Here is a 22,412-nt window from a genome sequence, read left to right as displayed (position 1 = left end):
CCGTACAAATCCCGGCTCGGCCCATGTCACTACGGTGCCCGCCCGCGGACTGCGCGGTTCCCCGGGCCCCTGTGAGGCACTCTCGCGCCGCGCTCCGCGCCCCTGTGCGGCACTCTCGCGCGTGCCCCGCGCCCCTGTGAGAAACCCCCGAACGCCCCAGCCGACCAACGCCCGTCGGTCACCGACGGACCGGAGAGAGACCGATGACCCTCGCCCCCGCCTACCTCTTCGACAACACCAGTGGCCACGCCGCCGAACAGCACCGCTGCCTGGCGGCCTGGCTCGACCCGATCACCGTCGAGCGGCTGGTCGGCGCCGGTGTCCGACCCGGGATGGACTGCCTGGACGTCGGCACCGGTGCCGGCAGCGTCGCCGTCTGGCTGGCCGACCGGGTCGGCCCCGCCGGCCGAGTGCTCGCCACCGACCTGGCACCGCTCCCCCTGCCGGAGCGTCCCAATCTGGACGTCCGGCGCCACGACATCGTCCACGATGCGCTGCCCGACGGCGAGTTCGACCTGATCCACGCCCGGCTGGTGCTCTCCCACCTGCCCGAGCGGGAGGCCGTGCTGCGCCGCCTGCTCGCCGCACTGCGGCCCGGCGGGGTGCTGCACCTGCTGGAGTTCGACGCCGAGTACGCGCCCGTGCTGCTCGCGCCGGACGCGCGGGCCAAGGCGCTCTTCGAGCGCTTCCAGCGTGCCAAGCTCCAGGCCTTCCGCGAGCGCGGCTCGCACCAGGGCTGGGGCCGCGAGTGCGCGGCCGCCCTGCGGCGGGCCGGGTTCACCGCCGTGGAGGCCGTCCCGTACGTCACCGCGCTGACCCCCGGGTCGCCCGGGCTGCAGCTGCAGATCCACAACACCCGCCATCTGCGCGAACCGCTGCTGCGCGCGGGGCTGACCGAGGACGAACTCGCCGAGCTGCGGGAGATCCTGGTGCACCCGGACTTCCGGGCCTGCTCCAACCTGGTGCACACCGTCCACGGCCGCCGCCCGTGAGCACGGCCACCGGCGAACTCGCCACCGCCGCACCGCCCGGGCTCTCCGCCGACCTGGCGGCCGCGCACCTGCGGGCGCTCGGTCACCGCACCGAGCGGCACCCCGACGGCACCCTCGGCCTCGCGTCCGGCCCGCTCCGGCTCGAATGCCGGATCTCCTGGGCCGGACCCGTCGCGCTGCCACTGCGCAGCGAGGCGGACGTGCAGGCCGCCTGCGGCCTGATGCACGTCCACGGCCGCCGGTACGGCCGGCCCGTGCCCCTGGGCATCGGCTTCGCCTCGGCGGCCGCCGGGGTGCTCGCCGCCACGGGAGCCCTGGCCGCGCTGCGGGCCGCCCGCCTCGGTGCGCCGCACTCGGGGGTGGAGGTGTCGGTCGCACAGGCGGCGCTGCTCGGCATCGGCCAGTACCTGGCGGCGGCCACGGCCGACGAGCCCGCGGAGGGCGAGGCGGACGAGGAGGGCGAGTCGGACGAGGAGGGCGAGGCGGACGAGGCGGCGGCCGGGCCCGGCGCGCCGCCGTTCGTCTCGCTGGACGGCGTGCGGTTCGAGCTCGAGGCCCTGGAGGCGGAGGGCTGGCGGCGGTTCTGGGCCGCTCTGGGTGCGGACCGGCGGGTGGTCGCGCGTGCCTGGCGGCCGTTCCAGCTGCGCTACGCCACCGCGCTCTGCCCGCTGCCTGCGGCCCTCGCCGCGGCCACGGCCACCCTGCCGTACCGGCAACTCGCCGAGCTGGCCGCGGAGTGCGGTGTCACCGCCACCGAGGTCGCCGCGCGAGCAACGCCCGGTGCCGGGTCTGCGGTGCCGTGGCGGATCACGCCGGGCGGCCGTGCGGCCGTGCCGGGGCGGCCACCGGGCCGGGGCCGCGGACCGCTGGACGGCGTGACGGTGGTGGAGGTGGCACGCCGGGTGCAGGGGCCGCTCGCCGGACACGTCCTCGGGCTGCTCGGCGCCCGGGTGGTCCGGGTGGAGCCGCCGGGCGGCGACCCGTTGCGCGGCGTGCCGCCGATGGCGGGCCCGGTCTCGGCCCGGTTCGCGGCGCTCAACCGGCACAAGGAGGTGCTGGAGGCCGACCTGCGCAGCCCGGCGGGCCGGGCCGCCGTCCGCGGCGCGGTGGCCGGGGCGGACGTGCTGCTGCACAGTCTCGCCCCGGCCAAGGTGCCGGCCCTCGGACTGGACGCGGACTCGCTGACCGCCGTCCGGCCCGGCCTCGTCCATGTGCAGGCCTCGGGCAGCGGGCCGGAGCGCGGGCCGGGCCCGCCGCTCGGCACCGACTACCCCGTCCAGGCGTACTCCGGCCTCGCCGCCCTGGTCACCCCGCCCGGCGAGCAGGTACGGCCGTCCCTGATGACGCTGTGCGACGTGCTCGGCGGGCTGGTCTGCGCGGAGGGTGCGGTGGCCGCGCTGGAGGCCCGCGAACGGACCGGCCTGGCGCAGCGGGTGGAGTCCTCGCTGCTGTCCGCGGCCCGGCTGCTCTGCCGCCTCGGCGGCGGCTCCGGGCCGGCGCCTTCGGTGCCGGTCTGCTCCGACCTCGCCGCCCTGGCCGCCGACCCGCGTCTCGCGCCCGTCCTCGACCGGGCCGGATGCGCGCTCGTCCGCCCGCCGTGGACCTTCCGCCCCTGACCGCCGCCGCCCGTCCCCGACTCGCCCCACAGGAGTGCCCTGTATGACCACCGTCCGGATGCCGTGGGTCTCGGCCAACGGCGTCGCCTTCCCCGACCAGGTGCCGGCGGAGTTGCGGCGGGCCTGGGTGGAGGCCGGGTTCTGCCCGGACCGCGGGCTGTACGAGCTGTTCGCGGAGCGGGTGGCGGCCCACCCGGAGCGGACGGCGGTGGTGGACGGGCGGGAGGCGCTCTCCTACCGGGAGTTGGACGACCGGGTGCGCGGGATCGCGGCGGCGCTGGCGGCCCGCGGAGTGGGAGCGGGCTCCGTGGTGGCCACCCGACTGCCCGCCGACCGGCGGTCCCCCGCGACGGATCTCGCGGTCGCGGCGCTCGGCGCGGTGGTGCTGCCCTGTGTGCCGGGGCACGGTCGGCGGGACCTGGCCGCGCTGCTGGGCACCTCCCGGGCGGACACCGTGCTGACCGCGGCCGGGCCGTCCTCCGGCGGCGGCCCGATGCGGCTGCTCGACGATCTCCGCGGTGAACTCCCCCATCTGCACCGCGTCCTGGACATCGACGCGCTGTCGCTGCCCGACTGCCGGGCGGTGCCGCCGGTCACCGTGGACCCGGAGGCGCCCGCCCGGATCCTGGTCTCCTCGGGGTCCGAGGCGGCGCCGAAGATGATCGCCTACTCGCACAACGCCCTGGCGGGTGGTAGAGGCCGCTACGTCGAGCAGGTGCTGCGGACGGCGGACGGCACGCCGCCGCGGGTGCTGCTGCTGGTCTCGCCGGCAACGGCGTACGGCTCGCTGGCGGTGGTGGCGCTGGTGCGCTGCGGGGCGACGGTGCTGCTGCGCGAGGGTTTCGACCCGGCCGGGGCGCTGCGGGCGGTCTCCCGGCTGCGGCCGACCCATCTCGCGGCCGTCCCGACGATGCTGCGCCGGATGGCCGAGTGGCCTCCGGAGCCGGACGAGGACCTCTCCTCCTTGCAGGCGGTGGTGTCGAGTTCGGCGATGCTGACGCCTGCGGTGCTGCGCGGGGCGCTGGCCCGGTTCGGCCGGCCGCTGGTCAACGTGTACGGGTCGAGCGACGGCATGAACTGCCACACCCGCTGGACGGATCCGGACGGCGACGTGCTGCGCGTGGGCCGGCCCGACCCGGGCGTGACCGCGATCCGGGTGTGCGGGCCGGACGGACGTGAGCTGCCGGCCGGGCGGCCGGGCGAGATCCAGGCCCGCGGCCCGATGAGCCCGCTCTGTCACGTGGGAGCGCCCGCGCTGGACGCCCGGCAGCGGGTGGACGGCGGCTGGGTGCGCGCGGGCGACCTGGGCGTCCTCGACGTGGACGGGCAGCTGCGGGTGATGTCGCGGATCAAGCAGATGGTGAACCGCGGTGGGGTGTCGATCGGCACCGCCGAGGTCGAACGGCTGCTGGACGGCCACCCGGCGGTGGCCGAGGCGGTGTGCGTGGCGGTGCCCGATCCGGACCTGGGCGAGCGGATGTGCGCCTGTGTCGTGCCGCGGGCGGCGGCGGTCGGCCCGACCCTGGCCGACCTGACCGGCTTCCTTCGGGAGCACTGCGCATTGGAGCGCCACAAGCTGCCGGAGTACCTGCTGCTGTTGGAGCGGTTCCCGGCCGGCAGCACCGGGAAGCCGGACCGGCGGGCGCTCGCCGTCCTCGCGGCCGCCGCCCGGCTCCCTGTCGGTGCTCAGCGGACGGGCGCAGCCAGGGCGGCGAAGGCGCAGACCGCGTCGGCCACCGCCTCGATCTGAGCATCCGTCAGGTGCGGGTAGACCGGGATCGCCAGGCTCTGCCGGGCGGCCCGTTCCGCGTTCGGCCAGCGGCGCCCCTCGGGGGCGCAGTGCGCGAAGGCCGGCTGGTGCGGCAGCGCCAGCGGGTAGTAGACGTGGCTGTCCACGCCGTGCTCCGCGAGGTGCCGCTCCAGTTCGTCCCGGCGTTCGGCGCGCAGCGAGTAGACGTAGTAGCAGCGCCCGTTGGTGCCTGGCGGCGGCGGGGTGATGCCGTGCTCGGCGAGCGGGGTGAAGCGCTCGGTGTAGTAGGCCGCGATCTCGGCGCGGCGGGCGAGCCGGCGGGCGAGGCCGGGCAGGCGGCGGATCTGGAAGGCGGCGAGCACTTCGTCGAAGCGGCTGTTCAGGCCGATCCGGTGGTGCCGGAAGCGGTGCACGCCGTCCTGGCCGTGGTTGCGCAGCATCCGGACGGTGCGGCCGAGTTCGGGGTCGCGGGTGACGATCGCACCGCCCTCGCCGGGGCCGCCGAAGGACTTCACCTGGACGAAGGAGTACACGCCCGCGTCGCCCCAGGTTCCGGCCGGCCTTCCGTCGAGGACGGCGCCCTGGGCGACCGCCGAGTCCTCCAGCAGCCGCAGCCCGTGCCGGTCGGCGAGGGCGCGCATCCGCGGCATGTCGGCCATCACCGAGAACATGTGGGCGGGCATCAGCACCCGCGTCCGCCCGGTGACGAGTGCCTCGGCGCCGTCCGGGTCCATCACCAGGGTGACGGGGTCGATGTCGGCGAAGACCGGGACGGCGCCGAGGCCGAGGACGGTGTTGGCGAGCGGGGCGCAGCCGTACGCCGGGACGACCACCTCGTCGCCGGGCCCGAGGTCCATGGCCATCAGGGTGAGGGTGAGGGCGGTGGTGCCGCTGCCGCAGGCGACCACGTCGGCGGCGCCGAGCCCGGCCTTGAGCAGGTGCTCGAAGCGGGCGGTGCGCTCACCGAGGATGAACTTCTGGGCGGGGTCGGTGGCGACCTCGTGGACGACGTCGAGGAGCAGCTCACGGTCCTCCTCGAAGAGGTCCGGCGGGAAGAACGGGATCATGGCTGCCTTCCGTGGTGGAAGTCGCGGACGAGGTCGCAGACCCGGTCCAGGTCGTCGTCGGTGAGGTCCGGGTGGAGCGGCAGGGCGAGGGCGCGTTCGCAGGCGGCCTCGGCGTTCGGGAAGTCGCCCGGCCGGTGGCCGAGTCCGGCGAAGCAGGGCTGCAGGTGGAGCGGCGTCGGGTAGTACACCTCGGTCTGCACGCCGTGCCGGGCGAGGTGGTCGGCGAGGGCGTCACGGCGCTCGGTCTCGATCAGGTAGACGTACCAGACCGGGTCGGTGGGCACGCCGCGGTCGGCGGTGGTCGGCAGCCGGTGGATACCGGGGGTGCCGGCGAGGCGTTCGGCGTAGCCGGCGGCGAGTCGGGCGCGGCGGGCGATGTCCCGGTCGGCGCGGGTGAGTTTGGCGAGCAGGACGGCCGCCTGGATGTCGTCCATCTTGCTGTTGACGCCGAGCAGGTCGGTGGGCCGGTTGATGGCCGGGAAGTCGTCGACGCTCGGCCCGGAGCGGCCGTGGTGGCGCATCGCGGAGACGGCCTCGGCGATGCCGGGGTCGTCGGTGAGGACGGCGCCGGCGTCACCGATCGCGCCGAGGGTCTTGGTCGGGAAGAAGGAGAGGACGCCGCCGGCGCCGTGCAGTCCGGCGTGGACGCCGTCCCAGCGCATGCCGAAGGCCTCGGCACTGTCCTCGACGACCGTCAGCCGGCGCCGCGCCGCGAGGTCCAGGATGCCGCGTAGGTCGGCGAGTTGGTGGAAGAGGTGGACGGGCATGACGGTCGTCGTCCGGTCGGTGACGACGGCGTCGGCGCTCGCCGGGTCGATGCCGTAGGTCACCGGGTCGATGTCGGCGAAGACCGGGCGGCCGCCGGCCAGCACCACCGAGGAGGCGGAGGCGACGAAGGTGTAGGCGGGCACCACGACCTCGTCCCCGGGCCGCAGGCCGGCGGCGCGCAGCAGCAGCACGAGGGCGTCGGTGCCGCTGTTCACCCCGATCACGTGGCGGGCGCCCGTCCAGGCGGCGAGGGCCGCCTCCAGTTCGGCGACCTTGGGGCCGTGCGAGTACTTGCCCCGGTCCATGAGTTCGTCGAGATGGCGCCGGGTGGTCGGCCAGAGGGATTCGAAACTCTCCGCCTGCGTGAAGAAGGAGACCCCGGAGTGTTCACCCATGAAGCTCTCATCAGATCGTACGGACATGAACCCGGAAATCCGGGGCGCGCGGCAGGCAATCTACGCCACCACCACGGTTGAACCGCAGGTCGATCAGGGCACTTCACTCCTTCGAATGGCCTTCTCCACACATTATTTGACGCCCGGTCAAATCCACTGTCCGTGTGCTGATTGAATATCCGCGACGCACTGCACCGGATCGGAAGGAATGGCGGCTCACCATGGCGGACGGACTCCGGACATTGCTCGTCGGCATGGGGCGTGCGGGCCTCGGCCTGCACCTGCCGGTGCTCCGCAGACTCCGCGCCGGTGCGGACACCGCCCGGCTCTTCGCCGCCGGGCCGATGCTCACCGCGGACCCGCACCGCAGCCACCCGGCCGCCGCCGACCTGCGGCCGGTGACCCTCGCCGAGGCCGCCCGACTGCTCGACCCGGCCGCCTGCGTGGTGCATCTGTGCACCCCGCCCACCGACCGGGGCGCCGTGCTCGACACGCTCGGCCGGCTCGGCTTCCGCAGCATCCTGGTGGAGAAGCCGCTGGCCGCCGACGGCCGCCGGCTCGACGAGCTGCTCGCCGTCCGCGACCGCCACGGGCTCGACCTGGTGGTGGTCGCCCAGTGGCTCGGCAGCCGGCTCACCGATCGGCTGCGCACGGTACTCGCGACCGGCGCGTACGGGCCGCTGCGCACCGTCCACGTCGTCCAGCGCAAGCCCCGCTTCTCCCGCTCGCTGGCCGCCGACGGCCACCCGACCGCCTTCGACATCGAGCTGCCGCACTCGCTCGGCCTCTGCCTCGCCCTCGCCGGGCCGGGCGAGGTGACCGGCGCGGGCGGTACCGACATGGTGGTCGACGGCCGGGTGCTGCCCCGGCTCGGCACCGCCTGGCTGAAGGTGGAGCACCGTTCCGGGGTCTGGACGCGGATCCGCTCGGACATGACCTCCCCGGTGCGCGAGCGCCGGGTCACCCTGGAACTCGCCGGCGGCACCCTGATCGGGCACTACCCCGGCAGCGAGGCCGACGCCTACGCCCAGCTGATCACCATCGACCGGGACGGCGAGACCACCGAGCTGCTGCACGACGACTCGCTCACCGCCTTCGTCCGCCGCGCCTACCGGTACTTCGCCGCCGGCGGCGGCGGTCCGCACCCCGACCTCGCGGTCAACACCGACGTGGTCCGGCTGCTCGACCGCGCCAAGGCGGCCGCGCGGCCCGCCGTCCCGGCCCGGACGGCGGCCCGATGAGCGCCTCCCCCGCCCCCGCCCCCGCGCCGCGCATCGACTGGGCCGGCATCGGCGACGAGGCCGCCCCCGACCTGACCGGCCAACTCGCCGCCCTGGCCCGGCTCGGCTGGCGCCACCTGGAGCTGCGCACCGTCGACGGGCAGTGGATCGCCGACCTGCCCGAGGACGCCGTCCGTCGGATCGCCGACCGCATCGCCGACCGGGGCGTGCGGGTCGTCGGCACCGCCGCCCGGATCGGCAACTGGGCGGGCACCGTCGCCGACCCCTTCGACCAGGACCTCGCCGAGCTCACCGCCCTTGGCCCGCGCTGCGCGGCTCTCGGCACCCGGTTCGTCCGGGTGATGTCCTACCCCAACGCGGGCCTGCCGGAGTCCGAGTGGCGCCGCCGGGTGCTGCAGCGGCTCGGGGCCCTCGCCGAACTCGCCGGCACCCTGGGCCTCGTCCTGCTGCACGAGAACTGCAGCGGCTGGGCCGGCGGTTCGGCCGAGCGGATGCTCGACCTGGTCACCACCGTGGACAGCCCCGCACTGCGGCTGCTCCTCGACACCGGCAACGGCGTCCCGTACGGCTACGACAGCCACCGGATGCTCCTGGAGGTGGCCGACCACGTGGCCCACGTTCACGTCAAGGACGCCGTCGGCGGCGGGGAGCGGACGGAGTACGTACCACCCGGCGAGGGCGGTGCCCGGGTCGCGGACAGCCTGCGGCTGCTGCTGGACCGCGGCTGGAGCGGCGCCTGGTCGCTGGAGCCGCACCTGCACGTCCGGCCGCACGAGGGCCGCCCCGCCGCGGACGGCGGGGCGGAGAGCGGCTTCGTCCGCGCCGGGCTCGCGCTGGCCCGGCTGGTCGAGCAGCAACTGCTGCCGTCCGCGACGGGCTGGCGCGCCGTCCCGGGCGGCCTGCGGGGCATCCCCGCGGCGGCGATCCCGGGCGGCCGTCGGGGCGGCCCCGCAACCCGCCGTGACGGGGCGGCGGCCCGATGAGCGGCGACCGCCTGCTGCCCGCCGACCACGCCCTGCTGCTGGACCTGCTGGACCTGCCCACCGCCGGCCCGCTGGAGACCGGGCCGGGCGCACCGCCGCCCCGGCTCGCCGAGGCACAGCTGCACTACGCCTGCGCCGCGGCCCGGATCGGGCTGGACACCGTGCACCACGGCCCGGCCGGGGCCACCGACCTGGACCGGCCCGACGTGCCGCTCACCGTCCGGCAGGCCGCCGCCGCGCAGGACGGCTTCCTCGCCTGCCAGCCCAACCTGGTGCTGCGCCTCGGCCCGCCGATGCCCCTCGCCCGCACCGTGATGTTCAACGTCCACCTGGACACCGTCGCCGGCCACGAGCCGGTCTCCTTCGACGGCCGGCGCTTCCTCGGGCGCGGTGCGATCGACGCCAAGGGCCCGGCCGTCGCGCTGCTCGCCGGGATCCGCGCCGCGCGGGCCGCCGAACCGCTGGTCGGCACCGCGGCTGGCGTGCTGGTGCAGGCCGTCTCCGGCGAGGAGGGCGGCGCGATGGGCACCTTCGGCACCCGCGTCCTGGTCGAGGCGGGCCACGTCGGCGCGCTCAACGTGTTCTGCGAGCCCACCGGCCTGCGCTACCTGCCCCGGGCCACCGCCGCCGCCACCGCCCGGCTGCGGGTCCGCGGAGAGGACGCCGTCGACGACTGTCCCGGCGACGGCCACAACGCCACCGTCCTGCTCGGCTACCTCGCCCAGCACCTGGCCCGCGAACTCGGCACCGCCGCAGCGCCCCGCGAGCGGGTCTGCATCGCCGGGATCGGCACCGGACCGCTGCACAACCGGGTGTACGGCCGCGGCGAGCTGCTGCTCAACATCCCGTACCAGGACGCCGGTTCCGGCCGGCGGACGGAGGCCGCGGTGGAGTCCGCCGTCCGCTCCGGGCTGGCCGCCTTCCGCCGCGAGTTCGCCGGGGTGCCGGAGTTCGCCCGGACGGCGGCCGACTGCGCCGAGGTCACCGGGCTGGACTGGCTGAAACGCGGCCTGCCGACCCTCGACGGCGCCGACCCGGCGCTGGAGTCCCTGCTGCAGCGGGCCGGGATCGACCGCTGGCCGGCCCACGAGCCGGCCTTCACCTGCGACGCCATCTGGGCGGCCGGCCTGCCGGACACCTTCACCGTCGTGCTCGGCCCCGGCGGACTCGCCGCCAACCGGGCGCACGCCGAGGGCGAGTTCGCCGACCTCGACCAGCTCGACGGCTTCGCCGCCGCCGTCGCCCGGCTGCTCGTCGCCTTCGCCCGCCGCTGAGCCGGCACCCCGGGCCCCGGCCCCACCACCGACACCAGGAGCAAGTCCGTGACCCCTGTGGCGTCCGCGCCCGCCCCGACCACCCTCCGCGTCCCGTACCCCGATCTGATCCGCTTCACCACCGAGGTGTTCACCGCCCACGGCCTGCCGGCCGATCGGGCGCGGGCCTCCGCCGAGGCGCTCTGCCACGGCGACGCCGCCGGCATGACCTCGCACGGCCTGACCAACCTCACCCGGCTCTACCTCCCGCTGTTCGCCGAGGGACGGGCCGATCCCACCGCCGAGCCACAGGTGGTGGCAGACCGCGGCGCCGCCGTCCTGGTCGACGCCGGCCGGGCCCTCGGCCTGTGGCAGGCCGGCGCCGCGATGGACCTGGCCGCCGAACGTGCGGAGCGGTACGGCATCGGCCTGGTCTCCGTCCGCCGCGCCACCCACGTCGGCTGCGCCGGCCACCACGCGGCCCGGGTCTGCGACCGCGGCATGATCGGCCTGCTCGCCTCCAACTGCGGCCGCCAGCGGATCGCCCGCCCGCCGGGCGGCGCGGTCGCGCTGCTCGGCACCAACCCGTGGAGCGTCGCCGCCCCGGCCGGTGAACTCCCGCCGTACGTCCTCGACATGAGCACCACCGCGGTGCCCACCGGCCGGGTGCGGGCGGCCGCCCGGGCCGGCGAGCCGATCCCGCCCGGGTGGCTGGCGGACGAGGCGGGCCGCCCGGTGACCGACCCCGCCGCCTTCGACCGCGGCGACGCCCATCTGCTGTGGCTGGGCGCCGGCTCCGGCGGCGAGTTCAAGGGCTTCGGACTCGGCCTGATGGTCGAGGTGCTCGCCGCCCTGCTGCCCGGTGCCGGCCTCGGTCCCGAGCCGGAGGCGCTGGACGGCGACGGCGGACCGACCGGACGGGACGACGACATCGGCCTGTTCGCGCTGGCGATCGCCCCCGCCGCGCTGCGCGACGGCGGGCAGGCCGAACTGGACGCACGCACCCTGTTCTCCACCGTGCTCGCCTGCCCGCCCGCCGACGGCGCCGACCCGGTCGCCTACCCCGGCTGGCACGAGGCCCGGCGCACGGCCGAGGCGCACCGCGCCGGGGTGCCGCTCTCCCCCGCCCTGCTCGTCGAACTCACGGAGATCGCCGCCCGGTTCGGCATCCGCCCGCCGGCCGCGGGGGCCGAACCCGGTGCGGAGGCCGGGCCCGGTGCGGAGGTCGAGCGGTGAGCGGGCTGCGGATCGGCCTGGTCGGCCTCGGGGTGATCTCCCGGTTCTACCTGGCCGCGCTCGACCGGGTGCCGGACGTCCGGCTGGCCGCCGTCTGCGACCTCGACCGCAAGCTGCTGCGCCCCTTCGCGGGCCGGGTCGGCTGCCACACCGACCACCGGGCGATGCTCGCCGCGGGCGGCCTGGACGCCGTGGTGGCCACCGTGCCGAACGACCTGCACACGGTGATCTGCCGGGACGCGCTGCGCGCCGGCCTGCCGGTGTGTGTGGAGAAGCCGCTCGCCCTGCGGGCCGCCGAGGGCGAGGAGTTGACCGCGCTCGCGGCCCAGCGGCGGGTGCCGCTGTTCACCGCCTTCCACCGCCGGTACAACGCGGCGGTCGCCGATCTGCGTGCGCGGATCCCGGAGGAGGCGCCCGTCCGCTCGGTGACCGTGCGCTACCTGGAGCGGATCGAGGAACACGTCGGCCGGGACGGCTGGTACCTCGACCCGGAGCGCTGCGGCGGCGGCTGCGTGGCCGACAACGGCCCGAACGCCTACGACCTGGTGCGGCTGCTGGCCGGGCCGATGGTGGTGGAGTCCGCCGGCATCGTCCGGGACGCGCAGGGCGTCGACCGGCAGGCGGTGCTCGCCCTGGCCGGTGCCGACGGGGTGACCGCCCGGATCGAGCTGGACTGGTCCTTCCTCGGCGAATGCAAGGACGTGGCGGTGGAGTTGACGGACGGCAGCGTGCTGGGTGCGGACCTGCTGGCCGGGCATCCCGGTTTCAAGCAGTCGCTCTGGCACGAGTACGAGGGGGTGCTCGCGGAGTTCGCGGGGCTGGTCCTCGGCGAGCCGCGCGGTGCCGGGCCGGGGTACGGGCCGGACGGGCTGGACGCCCTGCGGGTGGTGGAGGCCGCCTACCGGGCCGAGCGGGTGGAGGCGCTGTGATGCGCGAGGACGGGCCGAAGCGGACGGTGACCGGCACGCTGGTGAAGGTGCTGCTGCACAGCCGCGAGGACCGCGGGATGAACCTGGAGCCGTTCGCCAGCCGGTGCGTCCGGCAGGGCGAGGTGCACGAGCTGGTCACCACCGACCAGCGGGACACCGAGGCGGGCGCCCGGATCGACCGGGTCGGCTTCCTCGGCTTCGCGGAGATCGCGGCGGCCGGAGTGCTGGACCGCGGCGACGAGGTGTTCGTCGGCGAGCACCGGGTGGGCACGGTGCTCGGCTTCGACGCCTGCCACTACCCCAACCACTACAACGTGTTGATCGCCGCGGACCACCTGCTGACCGGGGCGAAGCTGGACCTGCGGCCGGAGCTGCCGGTCCGCTTCGTCCCGGCCGCGCCGTCCTGACGACCGGCCCGAGGAGGCCGGGCAGGTGACATGCCGCGGCCCGGGCCGGGGGGCGCCGTCCCCGGCCCGGGCCGCGGTGCTGCTCAGCGGCCGAGCAGCGGCACGTCGATGTCGCCCAGGTGGTAGGCGCGGACGGCCTGGACGAGCTCGTCGACGGAGAGCTGGCCGTCGCCGTCGGTGTCGATCTGGGCGAAGGCCTCGAGCGGGTTCATGTCCTGGACGCCGATCGCGTCCATCCAGCTCTTGAACTCGGCCGGGTTCACCTGGCCGTCGCCGTCCACGTCGATGAGCTCGACGATCGCCTGGATGGTCGGCTTGACGACCCGGCCGAAGCCCGCGCCGCCGTTCTCCAGGATGTGCTCCTCGGCGATGTGGTTGAACTGCTCCGGGGTGAGCGCGCCGGTCTGCTCGTCGATGCCGGCCTTGTCGGCGAAGAAGGCCCACATGCCGAGGTAGGCGTCCATCAGGGAACGGGCGGCCGGGGTGCCGGGGGCCTCGCCGAAGGCCTGGAGGATGCGCCGAGCCTCGGCGTCCCAGTCGGCGCGGTCGATCTGGCCGTCACCGTTGACGTCCCAGAGGTCGAAGCGCTTCTGGGCGCGCTGCATCTGCACGGAAGTGGTCATCTCGGAAATCTCCAAGGGTGTCTCGCACGGGCTGCCGGCCCAGGGACAGGGCCGGCGGTGGCACCCGGCTGGCCTGTGAAGTGACGGCACGTGATCGGTGCGGCCACGGAACGTCACAGTACCGGCACGGCGGGTAGTCGATCGCATACATACCGCCAACCGGGTGAGCGTGAAGCTTCGTTGACGTCCCACCTCCCGGCTGCCACCCGAAATCACGGGCCACGCGCTCGAATTGACGACACGGTCAACCGATTCCCGCCGGCCCGTCCGCCCGGGTGATCACTGACGTTCGGACAGGTCCCGGGCATGTGACGGCGATTACGCTCGGTCCGTGACCGACGCACTCCCCCCGCTGCCCCTGATCGGCCTCGCCCCGAAGGCCTTCGCCGCCGTGAACGCCCTGCACGGCGCCGTCGAGGAGGCAGCCGCGACCGCCGGCCTGGAGCCGATCCTGCTGGAACTCGTCCGCCTCCGCTGCTCGCAGATCAACGGCTGCGTGTACTGCGTGGACCTGCACACCACCGCCGCCCGCCGGGCGGGAGAGAAGGAGAACCGACTGGCCCAGTTGGTGGTCTGGCGGCAGTCCGAACTGTTCACCGAGCGCGAGCGGGCCGCGCTGGCGCTGGCCGAGGCGGTGACCCTGGTGCACGACCGCGACGGAGGCCGGGCGCTGCACCGCACCGCGCGCACCGTGCTGGCCGAGCCGGAGGCGGCGTCGGTCGCCTGGGCCGCCACCGTGGTGAACACCTACAACCGGATCGCCGTCACCTCCCGGCCGATCGCCGCCGCGGGAGTCTGACGGTGGAGGTCTGGCTGCTCAACAACCTCTCCACGTTCACCCTCGGCGCCGTCGTCGTGGGCGGCATCGTCGTCCTCGCCGTGCTGGGCAGTGCGCTGACCCGGCGCCGCTATCCGCAGACCGCTGACGGCACGCACAACGACATGGTGGGCGTGGTGCTCAGCATGTTCGGCGCCATCTACGGCGTGATCCTGGCCTTCGTCATCGTGACGCTGTGGACACAGCTGGAGAACGCGGAGACCGTGGTCGCTTCGGAGGCCACCGCCGCCGCGCAGATCGTCCGCGACGCCCAGGCCTTTCCGGCTGCGGACCGCGACCGGGTGAACCACGCCGTCGACGGGTACGTGCACGCCGTGGTCGAGCAGCAGTGGCCGCTGATGCGGGCCGGACAGGGCGACTACAACCGCACCGCCGCCAAGCTGGAGGCGGTCTACCGGTCGCTGCAGGCCTACCAGCCCGACACCCACTCCGAGCAGGCCTTCTACGACCAGGCGGTGGAGAGCCTCGGCAACGTCGCCGGCCAGCGCCGGGCCAGGATCACCCAGAGCGGACAGCAACTGCCGGGCCTGCTCCAGATCCTGGTGTACGGCGGCGCGGTGGTGATCCTGCCGCTCACCTTCCTCTACGGCATCCGCAGCCGCCGCATCCAGCTGCTGTTCGTCGGCTCGGTCGCGGCGCTGATCGGCTTCAGCCTGCTGCTGGTGCTGGTCCTCGACCGGCCGTTCGCCGGGGAGCTGAGCGTCAGCCCGAGCCCGTTCAAGGACGGTGCGCTGGCGCAGTTCTGGGAGGGGCCGGCCGTGTCCGGGCCGGGCGTGGCGGACGCGCAGGGCGCACGCTGAACGACCTTCAGGCGTCCGGCCCCTGCGCGCGCAGGCGCCGGACGTTCTCCAGCGAGTCGCGCAGTTCGTCCAGCCACGACTCGGAGTGCTTCTGGACGAGGCGCACGCACCAGGCCAGCGCCTCGCTCCGGCTGCGCGCCACCCCGGCCTCGACCAGGGTGTCCAGCACCTGCCGCTCCGGCTGCCGCAGCCGCGTCATGACCGGTGCGGACACCGTGGTGAACAGCCCGCGGAGACCGGCGCACTCGGCACCCCAGGACACCTTGCGGCCATAGCGCCGCTCGGCCTCCCGTGCGACGCCCATCCGCGCCTCCCGCGTCCGCTCGCGGAACTCCGCGATCCGCCCCTCGACCGCCGCCTCCCGCTCGGCGTCCGACACCCCGTCCGCCAGCTCCGGCGGAGGGATCCGCCCGATCACCGTGATCTCCTCCCGGTCCACGGTGATCTCGACCAGCTCGCTGTACAGCCCGTCCGGCAGCCGGCCGGTGAACCAGCCGCGCAGGGCCTCCTGCTCCGACGTAATCATGTAATCATCATTACTCTGCCTGTGGCTCGCCGCAAGGGTCCGCAGCCTGCCCGTCGCGCAGCAGCCCGGCGAGAGCTGCGCCGACGTCGAGCAGCGGACCGACCGGGACGTCCCCGGTGAACACGTCACCCGGGCCGCCGGCCCCGAGGGCGTTCGCCGCGTCGCACGGAATCGCCGGTGCCCAGGCCGTGACCCGCCGCTCCACCTCCGCCACGAGCCGGAGCACGGCCGCGGCCCGTGCCGGATCGCCGGCCAGCCACTCGTCCAGGCCCGACGGCACACAGCCCACCAACCCGGTCCCCGCGGCCTCCGCCCACTCGGCACGGGCCGCCTCCAGCCAGGCGGGACGGTCCGCCACCCGACCCGCCTGCTGCGCCAGCAGGTGCAGCCACACCTCGGCCTGCCAGTCGGCCGCCCAGAACCCGCGGCCGCCGTACTCGATCCACGATCTCCCCATGCACGGAGGCAACCACGGCCGCGGCCGGCGCCGGACCGGGGGGCTGCACGGGTCCGGCGGCTGGACAGATCCGGGGGCTGCACAGGTCCGGGAGCGAAACACGTGGCATGCTGCCCGGATGGTACCCGCCGTTTCCCAGCAGCTCCGCGTCCTGCCCGGCGAGTTCGTCGTCGAGCACCTGGGCGACGGCGCCCCGGCGCCCGACGGCGAGTGGCTCGCTCTGGTCCGCGCCCCGGAGGGCCTCACCGTCATCCGCCCGGCACGGCCCGACGAGCGCGACCGCTGGACCGCGTTCTACGGCGGCGACACCGCCCACGCGGTCGACGTGCCGGGCATGCTCGCCGCCCTGCTCGCACCGCTGGCCGCCGACGGCATCCCGGTCTTCGTGGCGTCGACCTTCCACGCCGACGTCGTCCTGGTGCCGAGCGAGCGGGTGGCGGCCGCGCGGGCCGCCCTCCGAACGGCCGGTCACATCATCGCCTGACGCGGCGTGGCTTCGCGGACAGCCGGTCGGCATCGGCGAGCGGGACTCGGGGCGGCATTTCGACGCGCGGGGGGACAGGGCCTGGAGGGGCGCGGGGCGGTTCCGCCTGCGGGGCTTGAAGCGGCACGTGTGGATTCGCCGGCGGTGGCCTGTCCGCTCCCGACGGCCCGGGCCGGGCCTGCGAACGCGCGGGAGGCCGTCGGCAACCATCCGGAGGCACAGCGGGCCGAGCGTGTGCGGCGGGCCGCGGGATCGACCGAGGTGACGCCGCGTCCGGCAGTGCCAGGTACCCCAAGTGCCGTCGGGGATCCGGCGCGCGAGGCATCGGGGTACGCCGGCAGGACGGATGCCGGTGGGGACCCGTGGCGGGCAAGGCCCTGACGGCCCGCGCGTCGATTCCACTCACGGCCCCGAACGCTCGCGGCCGGGTTGCGTTCCGTCGCGGGGTGCCCGGGTGGCCGTCAGAGGCAGGCGTCGGTGACGATGCGGCCATCCGCGCCCTGGGCGGTCCGGGTGCCGATACGGACCGAGCGGCCCGTGCTCCGCCAGCCGGCGGCCGGGGCCGGGGGCCGGGCGGGAGTACGGCGCCGAGCAGTGGTTCGGCGTGCGCTCCTCGGTCGCGCCGTCCGGCGGAACCGAACACCGGTCGAGCGCCGAACGGCCGTCAGAACGCCGTGGGCCGAACCCGCGTCGGGCGGAACCCGGCCGGGCTCCGTCGTCAGGACGCGGCCCGGCCCACGTCCCGGCACGGCGACGCACCCGACGGATAATGGTCGGGACCGCAGGCCGACCGCGCCGGCGGCACCGATCGACGGAGAGGCAGAGACGGATGACCCTGGAGGAAGGCCGGCGCGTCAGGCTGGCCGAGGACCTCGGGATCGGCGAGACAGTCGCCGGGGAGCCCGGGGCCGTCGTCGGCTTCCTCTCCCTGGGCGCCGGGATCGAGGGCACCGTCGAGCGGGTGGACGGGGAACTCCCGGAGAGCGACGAGGTCCGCGAGTACCAGCGCCTCAAAGCGCTCCTCGAGGACTACGGCCACACCATGCCGGAGGCGAGCCGGACGCGGCTGGAGACGGAGATCGCCGCGCTCGAACCGGAGTGGGCCGCGCACCGGGAACGGGGGAACCGGGTCACGGTCCGGGTCCGCTGGGACAACGGCTTCGTCCTCGACGGCGCCCACCAGGACATCCTCACCCCCCTCTGAAGCGACGAAGCACCGCCGAACGGCGCATCAATCCCCCGAGAAACCGACGCGACCCGGCCATCCGCTGCTGCCGCGCACGGAGGTCAGGACAGCGCCTGCCCGCCACAGCCGGTCCCGCTGACGCCACGCGGCGGGAACGTCATGGGGCCGATCCGGCTTCGGCGGACCATGGCGGCCTGGGACGGCGGCGGGGCCACCGGGTCGGGCGTCCTCCCCCGGGACCGTTCTCGAAAGACCCTGGGTGGTCGAGGCGGTCATTCGACTACGCACGGCCGTACGGATGCGCGTGCCGGGAGCGGTGCCCGGGAGCGGTGTCCCGTGCGGCCGGCACGCCGATCAGGCTGCGGCGGGAGGCGGGCGCGGGCAACAGACGTTCCCGGCGGACCGGCGCGCCTGATGGATGCGAGGCCGGGGCCTGTGGCACATGGTGAGGAGCCACGGCCGACCGCCCGAGGAGCCCCGATGCGACCACCCGTTCCCCAAGACCCGCCCCGGCGCCGACCGTGGCAGGCGCTGCTGTGGCTCGCGCCTGTGGCCGTCTCACTCGGCCTCTACTGGTACGGCCGCGCCCACACCCCCGACTACACCAGCAGCTTCTTCGGCCAGCAGGGCGACGATGCCACCCGGCTGAAGGCCCAGCTGGGCAGCGTGCTGTTCGGCCTGGCGCTGGTCCAGCTCCTGCTCGCGCTGTGGATGTACCGACGGTTGCCGGGTGCGCCCCGCCCGGCGCCGAGGCCCGTCCCGACCGTCCACCGGCTGGTCGGACTGGCCGCCTTCCTCCTTTCGCTACCGATCGCCCAGCACTGCCTGGTCACCTACGGCGTGCAGCTGAGCGACTCCCGGGTGGCCCTGCACTCGATCACCGGCTGCGTGCTGTACGGCGCGTTCGTGGCCAAGGTGATCGTGGTGCGCAACCGCCGGCTGCCCGGCTGGGCGCTGCCGCTCGCCGGCGGCGTGCTGGTCTGCGCGATCGGCGTGCTCTGGTACACGGCCGCGCTCTGGTACCTGAACGGATACGGGGCCCCCGGTCTGTGAGGGCCGGCGGACCGCCCCGGAGTCCCGCCGTACACGGATGAACGCGGGCGCCCTCCGGCACGTACTGGAAGGTGAACGGCTCGGTCGGCCGCCACACCGGGGCCGGCAATCCGCTCGAAAGGAGAGCCGACCATGCGACGTCTCATCTGGGCGGCCGGGTTGCTGCCCGCCCTCGCCCTGGGAGCAGCGGCCTGCGGCAGCAGCGGCGGTGGTTCGAACTCCGCCACCGCGCCCTCCGTCGCCTACCCGCCGGCCTCGTCCGCCCCGGCTTCCGGGTCCCAGACCTCCGGCCAGCCCGGCGCCACGGGCACGGCGGTCGTGGTGCACGACTCGAACCTCGGCAAGATCCTGACCGACAGTCAGGGGCGCACGCTGTACCTCTTCGAGAAGGACAGCCCGACGATGTCCGCCTGCGACGGCGCCTGCGCGGTCGCCTGGCCCCCGCTGACCACCACCGGCACCCCCCAGGCCGGGGCCGGGGTCAACGCCACCGACCTCAGCACCATCACCCGCGCCGACCACCGCACCGAGGTCACCTACCACGGTCACCCGCTCTACTACTACGCCGGCGACCACAAGCCCGGTGACACCACCGGCGAGGGCTCCAAGGCCTTCGGCGCCGGGTGGTACGTCCTCAACCCCAGCGGCAACAAGATCGACAACGACTAGGGCGCGGACGGCCCTGCCGCGGGTGCGGCGACGTCCGCCCCACGGTGCAGGCCCCGCGGACCTGCACCGACGGGCGGACGTTCGCGACCGGCACCTACGGGTGCCGAGCGCGTACCGGCCGGTGCTCAGGCCCGCCGCTCCCCCGCGCGAGCACCGGGGGCGATCTACCATGAAAGGCAAGGTCCTCTTGAGCCCCGCACCTGCCCACGGCGAAACGGTAGGGAGGCCGGCATGGAGTTCGGGAACGGAGCCGGACACGTGGACGGCCCGCGTTATCTGCCGATATCCGAGCACGGCCTGATCGGTGATCTCCGCACCGCCGCGCTCGTCGGGACGAACGGCACCATCGACTGGTACTGCTGCCCGCGCTTCGACGCACCGAGCGTGTTCGCCTCGATCCTCGACGCCGACCGGGGCGGATCGTTCGAACTGGCCGCCGACGTGCCGACGCGCACCCGCCAGTTCTACTTCCCCGACACCAATGTGCTGATCACACGGTTCTACGCCGCCGACGGCGTCGCGGAGATCCAGGACTTCATGCCGGTCGTCGACGAGTCGCGCGAGGCGGCCCGGCACCGGCTGATCCGGCGGGTGATGTGCGTTCGGGGGACACTCCCGTTCGCCGCGCGGATAGCCCCCCGCTTCGGCTACGGCGCCGAGGCGCACACCGTCCGCCTGCAGGCCGACGAGGCCGTCTTCGAGTCCCCGTCGCTCTCGCTGGCGCTGACCTCCACCGCGCCGCTCGAGTGCGACGGCACGGACGTGTGGTCGCACTTCAAGCTCCTCGAGGGCGAGTCCGTGGTGTTCGCCCTCGACCGGATCAGCGACCGCCTCCGCCCCCGGGCCTGTCCGCGCGCCGAGGCGGAGGAGCAGTTCGAGGCGACGGTCCGGTTCTGGAGCCAGTGGCTGGGCCGCTCACGCTACCGCGGCCGGTGGCGGGAGATGGTGCACCGCTCCGCGCTGGTGCTGAAGCTGCTCACCTACGTACCGACCGGCGCGATCGTGGCCGCGCCGACGACCAGCCTGCCCGAGCAGGTAGGCGGTGAGCGCAACTGGGACTACCGGTACGTGTGGGTCCGCGACGCCGCCTTCTGCGTCTACGCCATGCTCCGCCTCGGCTTCACCTCGGAGGCCGAGGCCTTCATGGGCTTCATCTCCGAGCACGGGATCATGCGCGGCACCAACGCGACCGGCCCACTGCAGATCATGTACGGCATCGACGGGCGCTGCGACCTGCCCGAGTCCGAGCTGCGCCACCTGGAGGGCCACCTGGGGTCCGCACCGGTACGGGTGGGGAACGCCGCCACCCAGCAGCTCCAACTGGACATCTACGGAGCGCTGATCGACTCCGTCTACCTGTACGACAAGTGGGGGCAGCCCATCAGCAGCGACCACTGGGACGAGGTCGGCGCCGTGGTGGACTGGCTCTGCGACCAGTGGGACCAGCCCGACGAGGGCGTCTGGGAGACCCGGGGCGGCCGGAGGAACTTCGTCTACTCGCGGCTGATGTGCTGGGTGGCGCTCGAACGTGCCATCCGGATGGCCAACCGGCGCGGCCTGCCTGCCGATCTTCCGCGCTGGCGGCAGAACCGGGACGCGATCTATCGGCAGATCATGCGACAGGGATGGTCGGCCGAGCGCAGGGCGTTCGCCCAGGGCCTGGGCGACGACGTGCTCGACGCCTCCGTGCTGATGATGCCGATGGCCAAGTTCATCTCGCCCACCGACCCCAAGTGGCTCTCGACCCTGGAAGCGCTCACCGCGGACCTGGTCTCCGACTCGCTGGTCTACCGCTACGACCCGGAGGCCAGCCCGGACGGCCTGCGGGGCTCCGAGGGCACCTTCTCGATCTGCTCCTTCTGGTACGTCGAGGCGCTCACCCGCGCCGGACGCCTGGAGGAGGCCCGGCTGGCCTTCGAGAAGATGCTCACCTACGGCAACCACCTCGGCCTCTACGCCGAGGAGATCGGCCGGACCGGAGAACAACTCGGGAACTTCCCGCAGGCGTTCACCCACCTCTCGCTGATCAGCGCCGCCTTCAACCTCGACCGCGCGCTCGGCTGACTCCCGCGCGCTCGGCTGACTCCCCGGGTCCTGGGCCGACTCCCCGGGGCGTGTGCGCCGGGACGGCACACCCACCACCGGCCCGCGCGGACGGTCACGACAGCTGCCAAGAGCGGAGCTTGTCCGGGTTGCGCACCGCCCAGATGTGCGTGGCTTCCCTGCCGAGGGATGCGGTCATGAACGGTTCCCTCCCGGCCGTCCTGCTGGAACCCGCGTAGCCCACGGCGAAGGATCGGGCGGGGACGGATTTCGCCGGCCGGCGGACGCTCGGCTCCGGCGGGGGCTTCGGCCCGTACCCCTGCCCCCGCTCACAGGCTGAGCAGCAGGTCCCGGACCGCGGCGGGACGGGACAGGAACGGGTGGTGTCCGGCGTCGAGTTCGACGACACGGCCGGCCCGGCGGGCGAACTCGCGCTGCAGGTGCGGCGGGGTGCCCCGGTCCTGGCTGCAGACGAGGTAGGTCGACGGAACCTGCTGCCATGCGGCCGCCGCGACCGGCTGCCCCGTCACCCGCACGCTCTGCCGGGCCAGGTGGTGCGCCGCCTGCGTTTGGACCTCCGGGTCGCAGTCCTGCAGGAACGTGTCCACCAGGAGCTCGGGGCGGACCCCGAAGGTGCCCGCGTCGGGGTCGACGTCGAGGAAGGGGGCGGGACGGCCGTCCCCGAACTCCGACAGGCTCTGCCCGACCTCGGGCAGGTAACTGGAGACCAGCAGCAGGTGGCGTACCGACCCGACTCCCGCGGCGGCCTCCGCGGTGACGATGCCGCCGTAGCTGTGGGCGACCACGACCGTGGGTTCGTCGCTGTCCAGCAGCGCCTGCCGCACCGCCGCGACGTCCTCCGCAAGCCCCGGACCGTTGCCGCCCCCGGGCCGGCCTGCCTCCCCGCAGCTGGGCAGCCCAGGCGCCGCGCTCAGGACCCCTCGCTCCTGCAGCAGCTCGGCAGTGCGGTGCCACCACCACGAGCCGTCCCGCACACACGCCCCATGCACGAACACGACCCTCATCGCCGCCTCCACGTCCGCCTCGGCTGCCTCTGGCTCAACGGTAGACGCACCCGCCGTTCGCGCCCCGGTGC

At 74.7% G+C, this 22,412-nt stretch carries 22 protein-coding genes; 16 read left to right on the top strand and 6 right to left on the bottom strand.

Annotation, left to right across the window (positions count from 1 at the left end; genetic code table 11):
* The first annotated feature begins 203 nt into the window (after positions 1 to 203).
* From KSNIM_RS34210 to KSNIM_RS34200, 3 genes are read left to right on the top strand one after another with little or no spacing between them, the layout of a single operon-like run.
* On the top strand, positions 204 to 992 hold the full coding sequence (locus KSNIM_RS34210; protein WP_263107054.1) for a class I SAM-dependent methyltransferase: 789 nt from the start codon (positions 204 to 206) through the stop codon (positions 990 to 992).
* Positions 989 to 2,608 carry a CoA transferase gene (locus tag KSNIM_RS34205; RefSeq protein WP_263107053.1) on the top strand — a complete coding sequence of 540 codons (1,620 nt, stop codon included), beginning with the start codon at positions 989 to 991 and terminating at the stop codon, positions 2,606 to 2,608. Before KSNIM_RS34210 ends, KSNIM_RS34205 begins: the two co-directional genes overlap by 4 nt.
* A gap of 43 nt (positions 2,609 to 2,651) precedes the next feature.
* Entirely contained in the window at positions 2,652 to 4,358 is a 1,707-nt protein-coding gene (locus KSNIM_RS34200; protein WP_263107052.1) for a class I adenylate-forming enzyme family protein, read from the top strand.
* Here the strand turns inward: KSNIM_RS34200 and KSNIM_RS34195 are convergent.
* Positions 4,295 to 5,425, bottom strand: a complete 1,131-nt coding sequence (locus KSNIM_RS34195) for a DegT/DnrJ/EryC1/StrS family aminotransferase (protein ID WP_263107051.1) — start codon at positions 5,423 to 5,425, stop codon at positions 4,295 to 4,297. The two genes, KSNIM_RS34200 and KSNIM_RS34195, sit on opposite strands and share 64 nt — an antisense overlap.
* Positions 5,422 to 6,588 carry a DegT/DnrJ/EryC1/StrS family aminotransferase gene (locus KSNIM_RS34190; RefSeq protein ID WP_263107050.1) on the bottom strand — a complete coding sequence of 389 codons (1,167 nt, stop codon included), beginning with the start codon at positions 6,586 to 6,588 and terminating at the stop codon, positions 5,422 to 5,424. The genes KSNIM_RS34195 and KSNIM_RS34190 overlap by 4 nt, the downstream gene beginning before the upstream one ends.
* Before the next feature lie 221 nt (positions 6,589 to 6,809).
* Here KSNIM_RS34190 and KSNIM_RS34185 point away from each other — a divergent pair, with 221 nt between their 5' ends.
* The 6 genes from KSNIM_RS34185 to KSNIM_RS34160 are packed head-to-tail and all read left to right on the top strand — an operon-like array spanning position 6,810 to position 12,637.
* Positions 6,810 to 7,829: a hypothetical protein gene (locus tag KSNIM_RS34185; RefSeq protein WP_263107049.1), complete on the top strand. Its 1,020-nt coding sequence runs from the start codon at positions 6,810 to 6,812 to the stop codon at positions 7,827 to 7,829.
* Positions 7,826 to 8,812: a sugar phosphate isomerase/epimerase family protein gene (locus tag KSNIM_RS34180; RefSeq protein ID WP_263107048.1), complete on the top strand. Its 987-nt coding sequence runs from the start codon at positions 7,826 to 7,828 to the stop codon at positions 8,810 to 8,812. Before KSNIM_RS34185 ends, KSNIM_RS34180 begins: the two co-directional genes overlap by 4 nt.
* Entirely contained in the window at positions 8,809 to 10,086 is a 1,278-nt protein-coding gene (locus KSNIM_RS34175) for a M20/M25/M40 family metallo-hydrolase (protein WP_263107047.1), read from the top strand. Before KSNIM_RS34180 ends, KSNIM_RS34175 begins: the two co-directional genes overlap by 4 nt.
* 48 nt (positions 10,087 to 10,134) lie before the next feature.
* Entirely contained in the window at positions 10,135 to 11,301 is a 1,167-nt protein-coding gene (locus KSNIM_RS34170) for an Ldh family oxidoreductase (RefSeq protein WP_263107046.1), read from the top strand.
* Positions 11,298 to 12,230, top strand: coding sequence for a Gfo/Idh/MocA family protein (locus KSNIM_RS34165; protein WP_263107045.1), 933 nt, complete (start codon positions 11,298 to 11,300; stop codon positions 12,228 to 12,230). The genes KSNIM_RS34170 and KSNIM_RS34165 overlap by 4 nt, the downstream gene beginning before the upstream one ends.
* Positions 12,230 to 12,637 carry a DUF6917 domain-containing protein gene (locus KSNIM_RS34160; protein ID WP_263107044.1) on the top strand — a complete coding sequence of 136 codons (408 nt, stop codon included), beginning with the start codon at positions 12,230 to 12,232 and terminating at the stop codon, positions 12,635 to 12,637. The genes KSNIM_RS34165 and KSNIM_RS34160 overlap by 1 nt, the downstream gene beginning before the upstream one ends.
* Positions 12,638 to 12,720: 83 nt before the next feature.
* Here KSNIM_RS34160 and KSNIM_RS34155 read toward each other — a convergent pair whose 3' ends face one another.
* Positions 12,721 to 13,260, bottom strand: coding sequence for an EF-hand domain-containing protein (locus tag KSNIM_RS34155; RefSeq protein ID WP_263107043.1), 540 nt, complete (start codon positions 13,258 to 13,260; stop codon positions 12,721 to 12,723).
* A 331-nt stretch (positions 13,261 to 13,591) separates the two neighbouring features.
* Here KSNIM_RS34155 and KSNIM_RS34150 point away from each other — a divergent pair, with 331 nt between their 5' ends.
* Both KSNIM_RS34150 and KSNIM_RS34145 read left to right on the top strand, forming a co-directional pair.
* Positions 13,592 to 14,059: a carboxymuconolactone decarboxylase family protein gene (locus KSNIM_RS34150; RefSeq protein WP_263107042.1), complete on the top strand. Its 468-nt coding sequence runs from the start codon at positions 13,592 to 13,594 to the stop codon at positions 14,057 to 14,059.
* Between the two features lie 2 nt (positions 14,060 to 14,061).
* Positions 14,062 to 14,898: an NADH-quinone oxidoreductase subunit J gene (locus tag KSNIM_RS34145; protein ID WP_263107041.1), complete on the top strand. Its 837-nt coding sequence runs from the start codon at positions 14,062 to 14,064 to the stop codon at positions 14,896 to 14,898.
* A 7-nt stretch (positions 14,899 to 14,905) separates the two neighbouring features.
* Here KSNIM_RS34145 and KSNIM_RS34140 read toward each other — a convergent pair whose 3' ends face one another.
* The gene (locus KSNIM_RS34140) at positions 14,906 to 15,424 is read right to left on the bottom strand and encodes a hypothetical protein (RefSeq protein ID WP_263107040.1); all 519 of its coding nucleotides are present in this window, start codon (positions 15,422 to 15,424) and stop codon (positions 14,906 to 14,908) included.
* A 10-nt stretch (positions 15,425 to 15,434) separates the two neighbouring features.
* Complete coding sequence (locus tag KSNIM_RS34135; RefSeq protein WP_263107039.1) at positions 15,435 to 15,881, bottom strand: hypothetical protein; 447 nt, start codon at positions 15,879 to 15,881, stop codon at positions 15,435 to 15,437.
* A gap of 118 nt (positions 15,882 to 15,999) precedes the next feature.
* Between KSNIM_RS34135 and KSNIM_RS34130 the strand changes: the two genes are divergently transcribed.
* The 5 genes from KSNIM_RS34130 to KSNIM_RS34110 all read left to right on the top strand — a co-directional run bounded on the left by KSNIM_RS34130 (position 16,000) and on the right by KSNIM_RS34110 (position 21,337).
* Positions 16,000 to 16,365, top strand: a complete 366-nt coding sequence (locus KSNIM_RS34130; RefSeq protein ID WP_263107038.1) for an ACT domain-containing protein — start codon at positions 16,000 to 16,002, stop codon at positions 16,363 to 16,365.
* Positions 16,366 to 17,194: 829 nt separating this feature from the next.
* Positions 17,195 to 17,569 carry a hypothetical protein gene (locus KSNIM_RS34125; protein ID WP_263107037.1) on the top strand — a complete coding sequence of 125 codons (375 nt, stop codon included), beginning with the start codon at positions 17,195 to 17,197 and terminating at the stop codon, positions 17,567 to 17,569.
* A gap of 462 nt (positions 17,570 to 18,031) precedes the next feature.
* Complete coding sequence (locus KSNIM_RS34120; protein ID WP_263107036.1) at positions 18,032 to 18,604, top strand: DUF6529 family protein; 573 nt, start codon at positions 18,032 to 18,034, stop codon at positions 18,602 to 18,604.
* 132 nt (positions 18,605 to 18,736) lie between these two features.
* The gene (locus KSNIM_RS34115) at positions 18,737 to 19,273 is read left to right on the top strand and encodes a hypothetical protein (protein WP_263107034.1); all 537 of its coding nucleotides are present in this window, start codon (positions 18,737 to 18,739) and stop codon (positions 19,271 to 19,273) included.
* A gap of 231 nt (positions 19,274 to 19,504) precedes the next feature.
* On the top strand, positions 19,505 to 21,337 hold the full coding sequence (locus tag KSNIM_RS34110) for a glycoside hydrolase family 15 protein (protein ID WP_263107033.1): 1,833 nt from the start codon (positions 19,505 to 19,507) through the stop codon (positions 21,335 to 21,337).
* A gap of 308 nt (positions 21,338 to 21,645) precedes the next feature.
* Here the strand turns inward: KSNIM_RS34110 and KSNIM_RS34105 are convergent, their stop codons facing one another.
* Positions 21,646 to 22,341: an alpha/beta fold hydrolase gene (locus KSNIM_RS34105; RefSeq protein ID WP_263107032.1), complete on the bottom strand. Its 696-nt coding sequence runs from the start codon at positions 22,339 to 22,341 to the stop codon at positions 21,646 to 21,648.
* Between the last annotated feature and the right edge of the window lie 71 nt (positions 22,342 to 22,412).

The organism is Kitasatospora sp. DSM 101779, from assembly GCF_025655475.1.
In the GTDB taxonomy this organism is placed as follows: domain Bacteria; phylum Actinomycetota; class Actinomycetes; order Streptomycetales; family Streptomycetaceae; genus Kitasatospora.
This window is presented reverse-complemented; position numbering and strand designations above follow the sequence as displayed.